At 66.4% G+C, this 18,318-nt stretch carries 12 protein-coding genes and 1 pseudogene; 4 read left to right on the forward strand and 9 right to left on the reverse strand.

The window, feature by feature from the left end; translation table 11 throughout:
- The 5 genes from C1H66_RS01815 to C1H66_RS01835 all read right to left on the reverse strand — a co-directional run.
- A partial coding sequence (locus C1H66_RS01815) for a retention module-containing protein (RefSeq protein WP_146010677.1) occupies positions 1-1,344 on the reverse strand: 1,344 nt, incomplete at its 3' end.
- A gap of 247 nt (positions 1,345-1,591) precedes the next feature.
- Entirely contained in the window at positions 1,592-2,212 is a 621-nt protein-coding gene (locus C1H66_RS01820) for a response regulator transcription factor (RefSeq protein ID WP_102626221.1), read from the reverse strand.
- On the reverse strand, positions 2,212-3,642 hold the full coding sequence (locus tag C1H66_RS01825) for an HlyD family type I secretion periplasmic adaptor subunit (protein ID WP_102626212.1): 1,431 nt from the start codon (positions 3,640-3,642) through the stop codon (positions 2,212-2,214). Before C1H66_RS01825 ends, C1H66_RS01820 begins: the two co-directional genes overlap by 1 nt.
- Entirely contained in the window at positions 3,642-5,813 is a 2,172-nt protein-coding gene (locus tag C1H66_RS01830; RefSeq protein ID WP_102626213.1) for a type I secretion system permease/ATPase, read from the reverse strand. The genes C1H66_RS01825 and C1H66_RS01830 overlap by 1 nt, the downstream gene beginning before the upstream one ends.
- A gap of 14 nt (positions 5,814-5,827) precedes the next feature.
- On the reverse strand, positions 5,828-7,756 hold the full coding sequence (locus C1H66_RS01835) for a TolC family outer membrane protein (RefSeq protein WP_102626214.1): 1,929 nt from the start codon (positions 7,754-7,756) through the stop codon (positions 5,828-5,830).
- Positions 7,757-8,176: 420 nt separating this feature from the next.
- Between C1H66_RS01835 and C1H66_RS01840 the strand changes: the two genes are divergently transcribed.
- The 3 genes from C1H66_RS01840 (at position 8,177) to C1H66_RS01850 (ending at position 13,533) form a co-directional block, all read left to right on the forward strand.
- Complete coding sequence (locus C1H66_RS01840) at positions 8,177-8,458, forward strand: hypothetical protein (protein ID WP_102626215.1); 282 nt, start codon at positions 8,177-8,179, stop codon at positions 8,456-8,458.
- A 328-nt stretch (positions 8,459-8,786) separates the two neighbouring features.
- Positions 8,787-10,259 (forward strand): tRNA uracil 4-sulfurtransferase ThiI, encoded by a 1,473-nt coding sequence (thiI, locus tag C1H66_RS01845; RefSeq protein WP_102626216.1) that lies wholly within the window; start codon positions 8,787-8,789, stop codon positions 10,257-10,259.
- A 106-nt stretch (positions 10,260-10,365) separates the two neighbouring features.
- On the forward strand, positions 10,366-13,533 hold the full coding sequence (locus C1H66_RS01850) for a transglycosylase domain-containing protein (protein WP_102626217.1): 3,168 nt from the start codon (positions 10,366-10,368) through the stop codon (positions 13,531-13,533).
- A gap of 100 nt (positions 13,534-13,633) precedes the next feature.
- On the opposite strand, the gene C1H66_RS01855 is transcribed toward C1H66_RS01850, so the two are convergent.
- On the reverse strand, positions 13,634-14,050 hold the full coding sequence (locus C1H66_RS01855) for a hypothetical protein (RefSeq protein ID WP_146010678.1): 417 nt from the start codon (positions 14,048-14,050) through the stop codon (positions 13,634-13,636).
- Positions 14,051-14,330: 280 nt separating this feature from the next.
- On the opposite strand from C1H66_RS01855, the gene C1H66_RS01860 reads away from it, so the two are divergent.
- The gene (locus C1H66_RS01860; protein ID WP_102626219.1) at positions 14,331-15,644 is read left to right on the forward strand and encodes a glycerophosphodiester phosphodiesterase family protein; all 1,314 of its coding nucleotides are present in this window, start codon (positions 14,331-14,333) and stop codon (positions 15,642-15,644) included.
- Between the two features lie 67 nt (positions 15,645-15,711).
- Here C1H66_RS01860 and C1H66_RS01865 read toward each other — a convergent pair whose 3' ends face one another.
- The 3 genes and pseudogenes from C1H66_RS01865 to C1H66_RS23140 form a co-directional block, all read right to left on the reverse strand.
- Entirely contained in the window at positions 15,712-16,665 is a 954-nt protein-coding gene (locus tag C1H66_RS01865; protein ID WP_102626220.1) for a WD40/YVTN/BNR-like repeat-containing protein, read from the reverse strand.
- A gap of 258 nt (positions 16,666-16,923) precedes the next feature.
- A complete protein-coding gene (locus C1H66_RS01870; protein ID WP_181423401.1) occupies positions 16,924-17,838 on the reverse strand; it encodes a hypothetical protein in 915 nt (304 codons plus the stop codon).
- Between the two features lie 3 nt (positions 17,839-17,841).
- Positions 17,842-18,318, reverse strand: a pseudogene (locus C1H66_RS23140) (hypothetical protein); the annotation flags it as partial.

Genomic DNA, 18,318 nt, shown 5'->3' on the forward strand with positions numbered 1-18,318 from the left:
CAGGCCGGCCTCGTATACGGTGCCATCGGCGCCCTGGGTGTTGACGATCACCCGGGCGCTGTCGTCGGCCCCCTGGAGGGTCAGGCTCAGGGTGGCCGAGCTGGTGTCGCCGTCGGCGTCGGTGATGGTGTAGCCCAGCGTGAAGTCGAGGGTGTCGTCGTCCCCCAGCGCCTGCACCGCGGCCAGGCTGTTGTCGAGGGTGAAGCTCCAGCTGCCGTCGGCATTGAGCACCAGGGTGCCGTACTTGGCCAGTTCGGCCATGGCCTCGGCATTGGCCGCGTCGTTCCAGGTCAGTGAGCCGTCGCCGTCGGCGCCGAAGCTGTCGTTGTCGAGCACATTGCCGCTGAGCTGGCTGTTCGCGCCGTCCTCGGTGACGGTGCCACCCTCGTCATCCCTGGCCTCGGGGGCGTCATCGAAGAAGGTAATGGTCAGGGACCCTGTGGCCTCGGTGCCATTGCCATCGATGACCGTGAAGGTCAGCTCGGTGCTGGCATCGTCGGTACCCTCGGCGTGCAGGACATTGTCGAGCAGCGTCAGGGTGTACTCGCCGGTGAGCGGATTCACCTGGATAGTGAACAGGTCACCGCGCGGGCCGGTAGCGGTCAGGGTGTTGCTGCCGGCATCCCAGCCGTAGGTGACGGTCTCGGAGCCCACGACACCACTGCTGCCGTCCATGCCGGCGAAGCCGATGCTACCCACCCCGTCGTCACCGAAGTCGAAGTCCAGCGTGCCGCTAGACACCGAGCCACCCTCTTCCAGCATCTGAGCATCGAAGAGCTCGGCCCCGGAGGCCCCCGCTTCCGGGATGGCATCGACGACTTCCGGCTCCTCGACCGGGGGTTCTGGCTCTTGCTCTTCCACTTCGGCCAGCAAGCTCGGCGCCCCGCCCTCCGGCGGCCCATCGAACTGCCCGACGCTGAAGTCGAAGGCCAGCGGGTCGGTGTCTTCCGCGATACGGGCCAGGCGCACGAAGCTGTGGCCGTCGCCACCGCCGCCACCCGGGCCGGCACCGGCCGCCGTGGCGTCGAAGATATCGAGCAGGTCGCCCTCCTCATCCTCGAGGGCGGCGAGCAGCGCCTCGAGATCCTCGTCCAGGGCGCTGGCATCCTCTACGTCCACCGGCCGGTCGGCGTCGAGATCCGGGGTCATGGCGATCTGCTGGCCGCCCTCGATCAGGGTGGGGGCGAGGTTGTCGCCGAAGTCGAGCTCGACCCGGGCGTTGTCGGCGGTGACGAGCGTCTCGCCCTCCTGAAGGCTATCCCCGACGCGCAGTTCGCGCAGGTTGCCTTCGGCGTCACGCGCCCAGGCCTGGCCGGAGAGGGAAACGACGGTTGCGATGGACATGGTATGACTCCCTGCGAGGTATTCGTCTTCGGATGCCGCATCAGGAGCCCATCATTCGCGAGGCGGAAGAACATGACCCTTGGGCGGCTTATACCTTCACATTAAGTAACAAAGCATCGATTGAGTATTGGACCGATGGACAGGTAGCAAAAAACATGGCCGCCATCAGGAATGGCGGCCGAAAAGAATACTGTTGGCTTATCAGGGTGGCGGAGGAGGCGTCCCGCCTGGTCGAAGACAGCGCTCATCATCCCGAATCGGCAACGCTCGCGTCCTGGTGCGAGAGCCGCAGGATCAGTTGCATACGGTCGCGGACACCGAGCTTGCGGAACACCGCCCCGAGGTGGGCCTTGACGGTGCGCTCGGTGATGTCGAGTCGCCGGGCGACCGCCTTGTTGCTTTGCCCCTCGGCCACCGCCAGCGCCACCGCGCGCTCCCGCCCGGTGAGCACGGCGAGGATCTCCTCCTGCAACCGCGACTCGCCTCCCAGCGCCTTGAAGGTGCCCCCCACCACCTGGGCGAGCAGCTCGGGCCAGACCCAGATCCCCTGGTTGGTGGTCACCACCTCCACCTGACGCAGCAGCTCCGCTGGCGAGAGCGCATGGGCGTAGCCGCGTGCGCCGGCGTTCAGGGCCTGAAAGGCCTCGAGCGAGTTCGGCGCATAGCTCAGCACCATCAGGGTGGCGCCGCGCCCACTGAGGGTAGACACCAGGGCCGGCCACCCCTCGAGATTGCTCATCACCCAGATCCGATCGCCGCGACCGGCCCAGGCCCTCGCCTGCTGCGGGTTCACCAGGCGAGCCTGTGGAAACGCCTCGCGCCAGCGCGGGATCTCGTCGCGCCCCTGACAGACGAACAGGTGTGCCATCATCGCTCTCCCATGGAGTCACTCCAGGCCCGCAGCACGGGCTTGAGCAGATACTGCATCACGGTGCGCTTGCCGGTCATGATGTCGACCTGGGCGGTCATGCCGGGTATCACCGCCAGCTCGCTCGCGATGTTCTCGCTCTCGACGGTCCGCACGCGCACCAGGTAGAAGGTGTTGTCGTTGTCATCGGTGATGGTGTCGGCGCTGATGTGGTCGAGCTCGGCCGACAGTCCGCCGTAGATGGCGAAGTCGTAGGCGGTGAGCTTGATGGTCGCCGGCTGCCCCGGACGCAGGAAGGCGATGTCCTGGGGGGCGATGCGCGCCTCGACCAGCAACTGGTCGTCGCTGGGCACGATCTCCACCACCTCCTGGCCGGCCTGGGCGACCCCGCCGATGGTGTTGATGGCCAGACGCTGCACCACGCCGTCCACCGGCGAGCGCACCTCGGCCAGGCGCACCCGGTCCTGCAGCCCGGTGCTGGATTCGTCCAGGGCATTGAGGTCGCCCAGCGTCTGGGCCAGATCGTTCTGCCAATCACTGCGCCGCTCGGTCCTGACCTCGCTCAGTTGGGTGCGCGCCTCCTCCACGGCGGCCTCGAGTCGCGATACCGCCGCCGCCGCCTGGTCACGCTCGCCGGTGGCCCGCGAGACCTCCCGCTGCAGGCGCAGCACCTCGACCTCGGACACCGCCCCGGACTGCAGCAGCGGGCGCGTCAGGTTGAGTTCCTGGCCGGCCATGTTGGCCTCGCGCTGGGCGGTGTCGCGCCTGGCCCGGGCCTCGCGCAGCTCCTCCTCGCGCTGGCGGATGCGATCGGCGAGGATGCTCTCCTGCTCGCGCAGCTCCTCGCGGCGACTCTCGTAGACCTCGCGCTCCTGGGCGACGATCCCGGGCGCCTCGCTGCGCAGGGTCTCCGCCGGGGCGAAGGGGGTGTCGGTGATCAAGGCCCGCAATCGCTCGGCGCGCGCCTCCAGGGCCAGCGCCTGGGCGCGGTTCTCGCGGAAGCTGGAGACGAAGCGGGTCGGGTCGATGCGCATCAGCACCTGGCCGGCCTCGACCATCTGCCCCTCGCGCACCAGCATCTCCTGGACCACGCCACCGTCGAAGGTCTGGACCCGTTGCAGCTGGCTGGAGGGAATCACCCGACCGCTCCCCCGGGTCACCTCGTCGATGGAGGCAAAGTACGACCAGGCGACCAGCGCCGCCACCGCCAGCAACACCACGTAGAGGAAGGCCCGGGCACGGAGCGGATCCTGCTGCAGTCGCGCCCAGTCGGCGTCGCTGGCCCAGTCGCGGTTGAGGTGTGCCGCCGTGACGCTCCGCGCGAAGAGCCGGTCGATGAAGGGCCGGAAGGGCCTGCCGCCCACCTCGGAGAAACGCCCGATCGCCTCGAACCCCTGCTGTTCGGCGGTACTGTCCCGGTGCTTTGTCATCAGCCGGCCCTCCCGATCTGCCCGCTGCGCAGGGCCTCTACCACCTTGTCGCGGGGGCCGTCGGCGACCACCTTGCCGGCGTCGATGACGATGATGCGATCGACCAGCGACAGCAGCGAGGTGCGGTGGGTGACGACGATCATGGTCTTGCCGTGGGCATAGGCCTTGAGCCTGGCCTTGAAGGCCTCCTCGCTGGCGTGGTCCATGGCGCTGGAGGGCTCGTCGAGCAGCAGGATGCGCGGATCGTGAACCAGCGCCCGGGCGATGGCCACCGCCTGCCGCTGGCCACCGGAGAGTGACTGGCCGCGCTCCCCGACCTGCAGGTCGACCCCATGGGGGTGGGAGTTGACCAGGCCCTCGAGGCCGGCGAGCTCGATCGCCCGCAGCAACGCCTCGTCGTCCACCCCGTCGCTGCCGCCCCCGGCCACCACGTTGTCACGCAGCGAACCGAAGAACAGGCTGACGTCCTGGGGCACATAGCCGATGTGGCGACGCAACTGGATGGGGTCGAACTGGCGGATGTCGACGCCGTCGACCAGCACCGCCCCGGCGCTGGGCGCATAGAGCCCCAGGATGAGCTTGGTGAGCGTCGACTTGCCGCAGCCCACCCGGCCCAACAGGGCGACCTTCTCGCCGGGCTCGATGGTGAGCGAGATATCGCGCAGGGCATCGCGCTCTTCATCGGGGTAGCGCAGGCTCACCTTGTCGAAGCGGATCTCGCCGCGCACCACCGGCCGGTTGATGAACTGCTTGTCGTCGGGACGCTCCACCGGACGCTCCATCACCGCGTTGAGCGACTGCAGCGCCGTGGACGACTGGTGGTACTGGGCGAGCAGCGCCGCGGCCTGGCTGACCGGGGCCATGGCCCGCGACGAGAGCAGGTAGGCGGCGATCAGCCCCCCCTGGGTCAGGTTGCCCTCGATGATCTGGTAGACCCCGATGAGGATCACGCAGACCGCCACGCTGTGCTGGGCCCAGAGCGCCACGCTGGAGACCGAGGAACTGACCAGGCGCAACTGGGCGGCGGTGCGCGACAGGTAGGCGGAGGCCTTCTCCCAGATGCCCTGGATGCGGCTCTCGGCGCGCAGCGCCTTGACCGTCTCCAGGTGCGAGATCGACTCGACCAGGGTGGCGTTGCGCTGGGCACCCACTCGCCAGGTCGTCTCGGAGAGCTCGTGGAGCTTGCCCTGGGCCGCCATGGCGTAGAGCAGCACGAAGACGATGCCCGCCAGCACCGGAAGCACCAGCGGCGGGGCGATCAGCGCGATGATGCCGGCGAACAGGAGCACGAAGGGCAGATCGACCAGCGCCACCACCGTGGCCGAACCGATGAAGCCCCGCACCGCCTCGAAGGACTGCAGCGTCGCCGCGAACGAGCCGGTGGAGGCCGGCCGGGCCTCCATCCTCAGCCCCAGCACCCGCGCCATGATCGACGACGACAGCTTGACGTCGGCCCGACTCGCCGCCAGGTCGACGAAGGCGTTGCGCATCAGGCGCAGCGCCAGGTCGAAGCAGAGCACCACGAAGATGCCGACGGCCAGGATCCAGAGCGTCTCGGTGGCGTGGTTGGGCACCACCCGGTCATAGACGTTGAGCACGAACAGCGGCATCGCCACGGCGAAGAGGTTGATCGCCACCGACCCGGCGATGACGTCGCGGTAGAGCTTGCGGTTCTCGCGGATCACCCCCCAGAACCAGTGGCGCGAGCGCTGCTTGTTGACCTCGGGCCCGCGGGCATCGAAATGGAAACGCGGACGCACATAGATCGCCTGCCCGCTGTAGCTCGACTGGAGGCCATCGAGGCCGACCTCGGTCTCGGCATCGCCCAGTTCGGGGAAGATCACCCGGGCACGGCGCGCCTTGAGGTCCAGCGCCACCAGCACGCAGGCACGGCCCGGCTCCAGCAACAGCACGGCAGGAAACAGCGCCGGGTTGAGCTGCACCAGGCGACTCTTGACGATCCGCGCGGTGAGCCCCGCCCGGGAGGCGGCCCGCGGGAAGATGGCCGGCGTGATCCGGCCCTCCTCGAGGGGCAGGCCGGCGGTGAACGACTCCGCCGTCGCCGCATGCCCGTGGACCAGGGCGATGGACTGGAGGCATTCGAGGAGTTCATCCCGAACGACGGGGCGCGAAGGACCCGAGGACGGGTCCAGGTTTTCTCTGAGCGTCACACCTACCTCTGATGTTACCCCGCCACACCGCGGGAGAGCGCGTCATTGCCGGCGGCGAGGCCAAGGGGCTGCTCCGCGACGGGATGGAAACTCATGTCGAGGTTCTCGCCGACCCGCTCCAGGGTCACCTCGACCCGCCGATTCTGACGACGGCCATCGACGGTGTCGTTGCTCGCCACCGGCTGACGGGAGCCGTAGCCACGGGTCTCGACCAGGCCACGGCTCACCCCCTGGCTGACCAGATAATCGGCGACGCTGTCGGCACGCGCCTGTGAGAGCGGGTCGTTGATGGCATCGTTGCCGGTGCTGTCGGCATGGCCGGCGATGAAGACCCGCGCCAGGTCGGTGCGGTCGCGAATCTGCGAGGCCAGCCCGGCCAGTTCGTTGCGGGCCTCGGCGGAGAGCTCGGCACTGTTGATGGCGAACAGTGCATCGGCGGACAGCGTGATGTCCGGCGCCCGGGTCGGTGCCGGCGCCGTGATGCCACCGGTGAAGTCGGAGAGGGTGAAACCGGACGGCCCCTGGGCCGGGCAGACCACATCGGGATTGATCTCCACGCCGTCGCTGCCCAGCTCGGCCAGGGTCGGCATGTCGTCGCGGCGCACCTCGAGAGCCTGCATCAGCTGGCCCATGGCGGCCAGGGTGCGAGCGTCGGACAGGGCCACGTCGTACTGGGCATTGACGTAGGCACGGCTGGCCTCGAAGTACTCGTTCTCGCTGTCCAGCACGTCGAGCAGGGTGCGCTGGCCGATGTCGAACTGCTGCTGATAAGCGCCGCGCACGCGGTTGATGGACTGGCGGTGCTGGTTGAGGTACTGCATCTGCTCGCGCAGGCGCTGGGTGTCGTTATAGGCGATCTGGGTGGTCTGGCGCACATTGGTACAAGCCACTTCCCGCTGATTGATCGCCTGCTCGACCCGATCGGTGGCGGCACGGAAGGAAGCCAGGTCGCTGCCACCGCGGTAGAGGTTCATGCTCGCCACCAGCTCGATGCTGTGCTGATCGCGACGGCCATTGAGGCCACTCTCGTTGTTGGTGCCGGTACGGCCACGCAGGTCGAGGCGCGGATGGAAGCCGGACCTGGCCCCCTCGCGCTCGGCACGTGATGCCTCGATGTTCTCGATGGCGGCATGGAACTCGGGGTTGCCGGCGAAGGCCAGGTCCACGGCCTCGGCCACCGAGGGCGGCAGGCGATTGTCGAGGCCCGGCGCCGGGGCGAGGTTCTCCGCCGGCAGGTCGCCGACGATGCGCTGATAGCGCGCCGTGACGTCATGCAGGTTGGAGGCCTCGGTCATCAGGTTGGACTCGGCCAGGGCCAGCCGGCCGCTGATCTGTTCCAGGTCGACGCCGCGACCGGCACCGGACCGCGCCCGCTCCTCGGTCTGGGTGAAGACGCGCAGGTGATCGGCGTAGTTGTCCTGGGCAAGGCCCACCAGATCGCGATAGCGGCTGACGTCGAGATAGGCCCGGGTGGCCTCCAGGGCAACGTCCTCGCTGGCCCCCAGCAGTTCGTAGTAGCGCACCAGCTTGGCGCGGTCGAGCCGCGCCACCTCGCTGTGCGTGGCGAAACCGTCGTAGAGCATCTGGGTCAGGGTCAGCTCGGCGAAATCGGTGTCGTAGCTGCCACGCCCGTCACCCTCGAGGTCCTCGCGACCGATCCCGGCGGCTACGTCGATGCTCGGCAGGTAGTTGCCGCGCGCCACGCCGACGTCATGACCGGAGGCCCGCAGGCCATTCCAGGCGGCCTGAACCTCGGGATTGGTGGCGATGGCACGCTGCACCACCTGCTGGAGGTTGGTCGAACCGGGCGCGGCCAGGCCAGGCGGCAAGGACTGGGCCACGGCGGCCGCGAGCGGCAACAGGGTGAGCGACGTACCCACCACGACAGCCCGCGCCAGTCGGCGGGTATCCCGGACACGCGAAGAGTCGATTGCGAATTTCATTTGAGTTCCCTTTCATGATTAGCAGACGAACGACGAACGATGCCGTAAGCCTGTCAGGAGGTTGAGCCTATATTTTTGTTATTACGGGCCTCATCCGGCTCGACCGGACGGCGCTTCCCTTCCCGCTTCCCTTCGAATGGCGATGCCTCACTCCGTATCGGTATCAGAAAACTCGGCTGGAGCGAGGTGAGGGCCACGATACTTTTTCATGAACGTTAACCTTTGTAAGTCATCGTAACCAAAGCCGGGCATTTGTCCAATCCCTAATCGATGCAAAAAGCGAAGAGATCGGCGCCTCTTGATGTAAGAGAAAGCCTACAAAATATTCTTTGGCGCCGTTCTCCCTCTCTCCCGGCCATTGCCAAACGTGCTATCGTCACGCCATCACCGACACGGCAGGGTCACGACAAGGAGAACGCCATGTCCTCTTCGGAAATCCAGAAGACACGAGTCATCAACGAGTTGCGTGGCTTCATCAAGAAACTGCTGCAGGATCCCAAGATCCTCGAGCAGTCGCTGGAGATCGCCCGCCGCCAGCTATCGGAAGGCAGCAAGAGCGAGGCGATGGCGCGGATCGCCAACGAGATCTCGGACACCACCAGCGTGCATATCCCGGAGGATCCGACCGAACACTCCGAGGCCGACCGGCTCTACCTGGAGGTCCTCAAGGAAGTGGTCGACGAGGAACAGGCCCTCTATTGAGCCTTGCCCTCGCCCAGGACTCGGCCCGTTGCCCAGGAACGCCCGGCACTCGCCGGGCGTTCTGCATCGGGGAATCCGCCGGCAGGGCAATCGCAGTTGGCGGTAACGCTCGAGACTGTTCCGGCGACAGGTCGGCGAGGGGGCGCTGTGAACCCCTCCCTGGGCGCTACCGATTCCATCCATGGAATCGGACCCCCTCTTCGACCTGTCCCCGGCGCCACTCGCTTTGGGTAACTGCGATATCCCTGACCTCGCCGGTCGAGGCCGTGCGCTGTCGCGGCGGCACTGATATCATATCAACAGACTGTTTTTGAATCGTTTTTTACGCATGCACTATCTGCTCAAGCTGTTCCCCGAGATCACCATCAAGTCGCGCTCCGTACGCCGGCACATGACGCGCTGCCTGGCCGGCAATGTGCGCACCATCCTGCGTCGGCTCGACGAAGGGGTCAGCGTCAAGGACACCTGGGATGCCCTGCACGTCACCCTGCCGGAGGCACTTCCCGAAGCGCTGACCCGTGAGATGGAAGAGCGACTGACCCGGATCCCGGGCATCCACGAGGTGCTGGCCATCCGCGAGGCGCCCTTCTCCGACCTGACCGACATCGCCGACCAGGTGGTGCCGCTGTGGCAACACACCATCGCGGGACGCCGCTTTCGGGTCAGTGCCAAGCGCCGCGGCGACCATGACTTCAGTTCCGAGCACATCGAGCGCCTGATTGGCCGCCGGCTGCTCGAGGCGAGCCCCGATGCCAGGGTCGACCTCACCCGCGCCGACGTGAACGTCTCCGTCGAGGTCGTGCACCAGCGACTGCGGCTGATCCAGGCACGCTGGCCCGGCCTGGGCGGCTACCCGCTCGGCCTGCAGGGGCAGGCCCTGACGCTGATCTCCGGCGGCTTCGACTCACCGGTGGCGGCCTGGCGCATGATGCGGCGCGGCATCAAGACCCACTTCCTGTTCTTCAACCTGGGGGGGCCGGCCCACGAGGCCGGGGTGCGCGAGGTGACCCACCACCTCTGGCAGCGCTACGGCAGCTCCCATCGCGTCAACTTCCTCTCGGTCCCCTTCGAGGGAGTGGTCGCCGAGATCCTGCGCAGCGTGCCCGATGGGCTCATGGGGGTGGTGCTCAAGCGCATGATGGTGCGCGCCGCCAGCCGCATCGCCCATCGCGAGCGGATCCCGGCGCTGGTCACCGGCGACGCCATCGCCCAGGTCTCGAGCCAGACCCTGACCAACCTGGCGCTGATCGACGAAGCGAGCGAGCTGCCGATCCTGCGTCCGCTGCTCACCGAGGACAAGCAGGACATCATCGCCCAGGCGCGCCGCCTCGACACCGCCCGCTTCGCCGAGACGATGCCCGAGTACTGCGGGGTGATCTCCCGCCGACCCCATACCCGCGCCCGCGCCCACGATGTCGAGCAGGCCGAGGCCGGGTTCGACTTCGCGGTGCTCGAGGCCGCCATCCGGGCGGTCGAGACGACCCGCTCCGACCGCCTGATGGAGCGCCGGCATCCCCCCGGCGAGGTGCCGACGGTGGACTCGCCTCAGGCCCTCGCGCAACTCGGCGATGCCAGCGTGATCGACATCCGCGCCCCGGAGGAACGCGAGGCTTCGCCCCTGCGACTTCCCGATGTACCGCGCCTCGAGATCCCCTTCTATGAACTCCAGGGCCGCGCCCCGGACCTGCCGGACGACCGCTGCTACCTGCTCTATTGCGACCAGGGGGTGATGAGCCGGATGCAGGCCCTGCACCTGCACGACCGGGGGCTGACGCACTTCGGCGTCTACCGCACGACCTGACTCGCTCGAACAGCGTTTTTTTTGCTGTCCCTCGCTACACTTTCCCCCTCGCCGAGCTACGCTACAAAAAGGAACAATTTGTTATCGCAGGTTGCGAGGGTGGCGTATGGGCGCGCACGAGTCGTCGTCACACCGGAAGTCCTCTTCCGCCGTATCATCGCCAGGGAACGGCGTAGCGCACTCCAGTGCCTCGCCGCTCATCCTCCAGGAACCGCCGCTGGAGCCGGCTCACCCACCCGAGAAGCCGCGGCACCGCCTGCGCAATTGGGGGCTGCTGCTGCTCGCTCTGGTCGCCGTCACCCTGGCCACCCTGCTGGTCGCCGAGGCGCGTACCTCGCACTTCCAGGCCCAGGAGCTGTCACGCTATGCCGGCACGCTGGGCTATACCCTCGCGCCCGGACAGAGCGATCGCATCCTCTTCCCCCGCCACGGGCCCTTCGACCAGCGCCTGGGCTATGCCCAGTTGCCACAGATCGAGGAACGCCTGCTCGGTCGCGGCTACGACATCGAACGCCAGGCACGCTTCTCGCCAGCGCTGCTGGAATACACCCGTCGCGGCTTCTTCCCGCCCTACCCGGAGAAGACCCGGGCCGGCCTGACCCTGGAAGAGTGCCGTGGCGAGACGCTGTACGAATTCCGCCATCCCCAGCGTCACTATCCGCACTTCGATGCCGTCCCGCCGCTGATGCTGCAGGTGCTGCTCTACATCGAGAATCGCCAACTGCTCGATGAGAGCGCCCCCTACGCCAACCCGGCAGTGGACTGGCCACGCTTCACCAAGGCGGCCATGTCCCAGGTGGGTCGTGCGCTTGACATGTCCGGCCAGGCCGCCGGCGGGAGTACCCTGGCTACCCAGGTCGAGAAGTACCGGCACTCCCCGCGCGGGCTGACCGGTTCGCCGATGGAGAAGATGCGCCAGATGGTCTCGGCCAGCGTCCGCGGCTACCAGCAGGGGCCACAGACGCTGGCCGCACGGCAGGACGTGGCGCTGGACTACCTCAACTCGGTGCCGCTGTCGGCGGCACCCGGTTACGGGGAGGTTCACGGGGTCGGTGACGGGCTCTGGGTCTGGTTCGGTGCCGATTTCGACGAGCTGAACCGGCTGCTGGTCCCCGGCTTCAACTCGTCCGCCCCCCTCGAGGCCCAGGGCCTGGCGCTGCGTCAGGTGGTCGCCCTGATGATCGCCCAGCGTCGCCCCTCCTGGTACCTCACCACCGGCCGTCAGGCGCTGGAGCAACTCACCGACAGCTACCTGCGCCTGCTTGCCGACGAGGCACTGGTCGGCCCGGACCTGCGCGATGCCGCCCTCGGCCAGCGCCTGCCGTTCCGCGACTTCGCTCGTGATCCGGTGCGTCTGCAGGTCGAGCTGGACAAGGGCCTGCAAATGGCCCGTGGCCGCCTCGGCGGCCTGGTCGGCCTGCCGTTCTACGACCTGGACCGTCTCGACCTGAGGGCACGCACCACTCTCCACGGCGACCTGCAGCGCCAGGTCACCGACTACCTGTACCGACTCGCCGACCCTGACTTCGCCAGCGAGATCGGGCTGTTCGGCGATCGCCTGCTGTCGCCGGAGAAGACCCGCGAGGTTCGCTACAGCTTCACCCTCTTCGAGCGGGGCGATGACGGCTTCCGCGTGCGTGTGCAGACCGACAATACCGGCCAGCCCTTCGACATCAACGAGGGCAGCAAGCTGGAGCTCGGCTCCACCGCCAAGCTGCGCGTACTGGCGACCTACCTGGAAGTGATCGCCGAGCTGCACCAGCGCCATGCCGGCAAGTCCGTGGAGACGCTGCGTCAAGTGGGGGTGGATCGTCAGGACGTGCTCAGCCGCTGGGTACTCGACACCTTGATCGCCCGCCCCGACATCGGACTCGACGAGATCCTCGCGGCCGCCATGGAGCGGCGCTACTCGGCCAGCCCCCATGAGGCCTTCTTCACCGGCGGCGGGCGTCATACCTTCAGCAACTTCCGCCGCGAGGACAACGGCCGTAACCCGACCCTCTCGGAGGCCATGCGCGAATCGCTCAACCTGCCCTTCGTGCGCGTGCTGCGCGATCTGGTGCGCTACAGCACCCATCGCAACGAGCATCGCAGCCATCTGCTCGAGGACGACGGCGACCCGCGCCGTCTGGAGTACCTGCAGCGCTTTGCCGACCGTGAGGGTCGTGTCTTCATGCAGCGCTTCTGGCGCAAGTACCGTGACAAGGACAGCGACGAGCGCCTCGATGCCTTTCTCGGGGGGCTGCGCATCACGGCCTCACGCCTGGCCGCGGTGCATCGCTACCTCTTCCCGGAGGCCGACCGCGACGTCTTCGCCGCCTTCCTCGCCGAGTGGCTACCCGGAGAAACGCTCAGCGACCGTCGAATCGACGAACTCTATGACGTCCATGCGCCCGGCAACCATACCCTGTCGGACCAGGGCTACATCGCCAAGGTGCACCCATTGGAATTGTGGCTGCTCGGCTACCTGCTGGACTATCCCGAGGCCACCTTCTTCGAGGCCGCCGCCGCCAGCCAGCAGGAACGCCAGGAAGTCTATGGCTGGCTGTTCAAGACCCGCCACCGTAGCGCCCGCGACGTACGCATCCGTACCATGCTCGAGGTCGAGGCCTTCCTCGACATCCACCAGCGCTGGCAGCGCCTGGGCTACCCCTTCGAGCATCTGGTGCCGTCGCTGGCCACCGCGGTGGGCACCTCGGGCGATCGCCCGGCGGCCCTGGCCGAATTGATCGGGATCATCCTCAACGACGGCGTACGCCTGCCGACCCTGCGCATCGACGACCTGCACTTCGCCGACGCCACCCCCTACGAGACCCGCTTCGTGCCGACCGAGGGCCGTGCGCGCCAGGTCATGGCCCCGGAAGTGGCCGCGGTACTGCGCGAGACGCTCTCCCAGGTAGTGGATGGCGGTACCGCTCGTCGCCTGCATGGCAGCTTCGCCCTGGACGACGGCACCGCCCTGCTCCTGGGCGGCAAGACCGGTACCGGCAACAACCGCATCGAGACGGTGACCCGCGGCGGGCACGTCATCGACTCCCGGGCGCGCAACCGCACCGCCACCTTCGTCTTCTACCTCGGCGATGACCACTTCGGCACCCTCACCGCCTACGTGGCGGGCGGCGAGTCGGACAACTTCCGCTTCACCTCGGCCCTGCCGGTCCAGGTACTCAAGGGCATGGAGCCGATCCTGGCGCCACATCTCGATCCTTCTGCACACCGCCAGTGCCTGCCGCCGGCAACAAGGGAGATGCTGATGGCGCGGCGCTCGATGTGATCTCTCCTCGTCCGACAGTCGGCGAGCACAAGCGAAACAACGGGAAGGGAGGGGCAACCCCTCCCTTCCCGTTCATGGCAGCACCGGAGTGAGTGCCGGTTCAGCAGATCTCTTCCCAGAGCCGTTGCCGGAAGTCCTTGGGCAGATCGGCCACCTTGCCGAGCCGCGAGAGATGGGCATCGGTCATGTCCTTGGCGACCTCGTGATAGCAGCTGCTCAGCAGAGTGGGATTGCGCAGCGTATCGGGGTCGGAGAAGCACTTCGACATCTTCTCGCCCGAGACGGCACAGGCGGTCAGGAACTCGACCTCGACCTGGATCGTCTCGAGGATCGACTCCATCCAGGCCTGTTGCATCCTGACCAGCGGATGCGAGGCATCCATCCAGTGATGCACCCACCAGTCGAACATCGGCTGCGAGGCAATGGCGACGCTCTCGGGCAGGGCGACGAAGGTATCGTAGTTCGCTGCGGGAATCTCGTGAACCGTGGGCACTTGTTCAGCTTTGGCGGTTGACATGTTAACGCCCCTCAAAACGGAGTGTTGGTGAGTCATTGAGTGTAGTGGCCGCGGCCCAAGTCGGTCAGACAATTTTGGCACGACGTTAGCTTGTCTGGCTTTAGGCCGAACTCCTGTTGCTCAGGTCAGGATGGGGGTGATGCATGCCACACCATGGGATGAAACAACTACTCTAGTGAGGTGGAGTGGAACCTCACCCTACCGTCGTGCGGTTGTCATACGCCGCAGGCACAGTGACCGCCTCCACCCGACGCCAACAAGGAAGATAGCGAGACACGACATGAACAAGAAATTCACCATCGCCCTGGGGTGCCTCACCGCCCTGACCGTCACTCCTGTCGCCTACGCCGGCGACACCGATCCCAGCGGCTACTACGATGCCCTGATCGACGCCGCCAGCCACGTCACCCTGGGCCCTCGCCCGCTGTTCCTGGTCCACGACATGAGCGAGGAGACCGACCGAGAACGCGAGCTCAAGTCCGACCTGCTGAGCTGTGCCGCAGGCAACCGCAACGGCCAGCGTTCCGACCTGACCATCTCCCACCGCGGTGCACCACTGATGTTCCCCGAGCACACCCTGGAGTCCTACCTGGCCGGCGCCCAGGGCGGCGCCGGCATCATCGAGTGCGACGTCACCTTCACCGCCGACAACGAGCTGGTCTGCCGGCACTCCCAGTGCGACCTGCACTACACCACCAACATCGTCGAAACCGATCTGGCCGAGAAGTGCAGCGTGCCGCCGGAATTCGACCCCGACAGCGGCGAGCTCGTCAACGCCGCGGATATCCAGTGCTGCACCAGCGACATCACCCTGGCCGAGTTCCGCACCCTGGAGGGCAAGATGGAAGGCGCCGACCGCGAGGCGCGCAGCATCGAGGCCTATCTCGCCGGCACCCCCGGGTGGCGCACCGGCCTCTACGACACCCGCGGCACCCTGATGAGCCACGCCGACACCATCGAGCTGTTCAAGGCACTCGGCGTGAAGATGACCCCGGAGCTCAAGGCGCCCAGCGTGGAGATGCCCTTCAACGGCATGTCCCAGCAGGACTACGCCCAGAAGATGATCGACGAGTACAAGGCCGCCGACGTGCCCGCAAGCGACGTCTACGCCCAGTCGTTCCTGCTCGACGACGTGCTCTACTGGATCGAGAACGAACCCGAGTTCGGCGAGCAGGCCGTCTACCTGGATGGCCGCTACGATGACGACGGTTTCGATCACACCGACCCCGCCACCTGGTCACCGAGCATGCAGGAACTGGCCGATCAGGGCGTGAAGATTCTCGCCCCGCCGATGTGGATGCTGCTCGCCGCCAACCCGGAGTTCGGTGACGGCGACAGCCGCGTGGTGCCCTCGACCTATGCCGAGCACGCCAGGGACGCCGGGCTCGAGCTGATCACCTGGACCCTCGAGCGCTCCGGCCCACTGGCCGAGGGCGGCCAGTGGTACCACAGCACCACCGAGGAGGTGATTCGCCGCGAGGGCGACAAGCTGATCTCGCTCGACGTGCTCGTCCAGGACGTCGGCGTGATCGGCATCTTCAGCGACTGGCCGGCCACCGTGGCCTTCTATGACAACTGCATGCAGCAGCGCTGACCGAGGGAACGATCGACGCGGCGACCGATGGCGAGCCCCCTGCCACCGGTCGCCGTGACGCCACGCCTCAGGGAATCTCCCGCCGATAGAGCGAGTAGCCCGAGACCCGCCAGCGCTCGCCAGTTTGCGCGTCGTAGTAACCGCCCTGGGCGCTGCGGCCTTCGTCTTCAATCTTCCAACTCCCGCCACCGTCGTAGCTCACCGCGGTGATGTCACTACCCAGCAGGCTGGAATCGTCGACGCCGTCGAACAGCAGGCCCTCTTCCGGGGTGAGATAGAGCGCGTAGCCGACCAGTTGCGGCGCGAACTCATGCAGCTCCTGCAGCGTCTCGCCGTTCCAGCCCCATACCGAGCTGGGACGCGGCTGGTCGCGCTCCTCGGCAGCGGTCAGATGGCGCGGGCGCCCTTCCCGGGCCAGCACATACACCATGCCCTGCTCGTTGGCGACGATGTCGCTGACGGTATGCTGCGGCAGGGTGAGTTCCAGCCGCGGCGTGTCCTCGCCCCAGGGCAGCGCGTAGACCGGGCTGGTGCCGCTCTCGGGGTCGAAGTAGGCCATGCGCAGCACGTTGTCACGTCCCAGCGCCACCAGGTCGAACTGCTGGCGCTCATTCTCCGGGTTACACGCCCCGTCCGGCACCGGGAGTTCCTCCCAGTGCTCACCGCCGTCCTCGGTGCGCCAGATCCGCGGCCCCCAGCCGATCAGGTAGCCGCGCTCGGCATCGAGGAAACGCAGGAAGCTGATGTTCTGCCCCTCCGGCCACTCGAGCCGCTCCCACGTCGCCCCCTGATCGGTGGACTTGAACAGCTGAGTCAGCTGCGGTGTGTAGCGCTCTCCTGGTGCCGGTTCTTCGTGATAATCCATCCAGCCGGTGGCCAGATAGAGCGTGCTCCAGTCCGGCGCCAGCCACCAATCGGCCCGCTGGGCCGGCTCCTCGAAGCGCCGGGTCACCTCACCATCCAGGTTGCCGCCCAGGATGCGCACCGAGCGGCGGTTGGCAATTTCGGATACATTCCCCATCCATGCTTCCGTAGGCTCTGCTCTGTTGGGGTCGCTGCGCTCCTCGCGAGGCTTGAAGGTAGTCTCGGGATTCGTCAGCTTCATGGACAGTACCTTATCGCCACGAAGCCGAAAATCTCCCGGCCCATAGGGCTTGTCTTCCTTCATAAAGTCGTTGCTGACTCTGTCCCACATTCCATTGCCTCCCACGACATATCCCACGACCGCTATGGCCGCCACCAACCCTGCTAACCAACGCCAGCGCATCTTGCTTGACTCCTATCTCAGGTGCCTTGTCAAAGCCTGCAAGGCACGCTCGACCGCATCAGCCCCCTGACGTGCCGCACCACTCACTGCTTCTGCCGCAGTTCGCGCCGTATCGCTGACGGCTTCGCCAACGCGCACGGCCTTTTCCCAGCCGACTTCCATACCACTGTCGATGGCCTGGCGCCAGGTTTCGCGGTCCAGCCATTCCTCGACATTAGGTTGGCCTCCGATTCTCATCAGGTCGGGAATGGAAAGATCCGCCAGGCCGGCATCCAGATAGGCCGGCACATGGGTATTGAAGGCAAAGGTCTTGAAGGTGGCGTTATCGATTTCTAGCTCTTGCTTCGGCACCGTCATCTCGACGCTGCGATTGGGATAGCGCCGGCAGACCACATGGATTTCATCACCTTTCATATTATCTTTAAGGCCAAGATCAATATTGCGCTGAAGTAAGTAGCGCGCCTCATCCAACCAATCCTGTCCTTGTGGGTTTAATCGTGGCCTTAGCCGCTCCCCATAGGTCGAGCAATAGTAGTAGCCATAGCTGACGTAATATTCGGGTGGCTGATGGCCGCAGCCAATATGGCGCATCATGAAGTTGGCGTGCCGCGACCAGTCATTGTCGGTGCTTTCCGGCTCGATTAGCCGGTCCCGGTTGTTCAGCAGGCGCCGAAGCACTATGGCATCATCGAAAGGGTTCCAGCGAGTCGCCCAGGCCTTGAGCGCTTCCCAGGTCGCCACCCCGCTCTTCTCGACATACTCGCCATGCAGCGGCCGATAATAGTATTCACACCGGCCCAGCAGGTTTTCGGCGGCAGGCGGCACCTGCTTGTCGCAAATACGCAGGCAGACGGACATCCTCTCTGTATCGTCTGTTGGGGTATAAGCTGCATTCCCTTCGCCCAGCACGCGTTCCATCGACGACATGTCTCATCCCTCCAGAATATCGATATGAAGCCGCCCCGGCCTTTGGCTTTGCGCCATCTCGGTTTCGCCAAGTTCATTGGTTCGCCCTTCCTGGACGATGTTGCCTTGGGAGTCTGTCATTCGATAGCGCATGTTGGCTGCGGGGATATTGGTGCCCGCCCAGGTAATGACGAACGCTTGATCGTAATTGCCCATTTCAAGCCCTTCCACACCAACAGGTAACAAGGGCTCCATTGCCCCCTGCCCACTCCCCGAGCCCGGGCTGCCGCCGGAGTTGATCTTGACCTGGGCGCCGACGATGGTGATGCCGCTGGGGTCGAGCTTGATGAAGCTGCCGCCGGCCCTCAGCGTGATCTCGGCGCCGGCGTCGATGACGGTCTTGCTGCCGGCCTTGTGGTGCACTTCCTGGCCGGCTTCGATGAGCTGGGCGCGGGCGGTCTTCTCGTGGCGCGTGGAGCCGACGATCAGGTGGTCGTCGCC

Source organism: Halomonas heilongjiangensis (genome assembly GCF_002879645.1).
Classification (GTDB): Bacteria; Pseudomonadota; Gammaproteobacteria; order Pseudomonadales; family Halomonadaceae; genus Halomonas; species Halomonas heilongjiangensis.

Coding starts and splice junctions, on each gene's coding strand:
- C1H66_RS01850 (WP_102626217.1), top strand. CDS start 10,366: ATGGGCGCGCACGAGTCGTCGTCACACCGGAAGTCCTCTTCCGCCGTA.
- C1H66_RS01855 (WP_146010678.1), bottom strand. CDS start 14,050: ATGTCAACCGCCAAAGCTGAACAAGTGCCCACGGTTCACGAGATTCCC.
- C1H66_RS01870 (WP_181423401.1), bottom strand. CDS start 17,838: ATGTCGTCGATGGAACGCGTGCTGGGCGAAGGGAATGCAGCTTATACC.
- C1H66_RS01860 (WP_102626219.1), top strand. CDS start 14,331: ATGAACAAGAAATTCACCATCGCCCTGGGGTGCCTCACCGCCCTGACC.
- thiI (WP_102626216.1), top strand. CDS start 8,787: ATGCACTATCTGCTCAAGCTGTTCCCCGAGATCACCATCAAGTCGCGC.
- C1H66_RS01865 (WP_102626220.1), bottom strand. CDS start 16,665: ATGGGGAATGTATCCGAAATTGCCAACCGCCGCTCGGTGCGCATCCTG.
- C1H66_RS01820 (WP_102626221.1), bottom strand. CDS start 2,212: ATGGCACACCTGTTCGTCTGTCAGGGGCGCGACGAGATCCCGCGCTGG.
- C1H66_RS01825 (WP_102626212.1), bottom strand. CDS start 3,642: ATGACAAAGCACCGGGACAGTACCGCCGAACAGCAGGGGTTCGAGGCG.
- C1H66_RS01840 (WP_102626215.1), top strand. CDS start 8,177: ATGTCCTCTTCGGAAATCCAGAAGACACGAGTCATCAACGAGTTGCGT.
- C1H66_RS01835 (WP_102626214.1), bottom strand. CDS start 7,756: ATGAAATTCGCAATCGACTCTTCGCGTGTCCGGGATACCCGCCGACTG.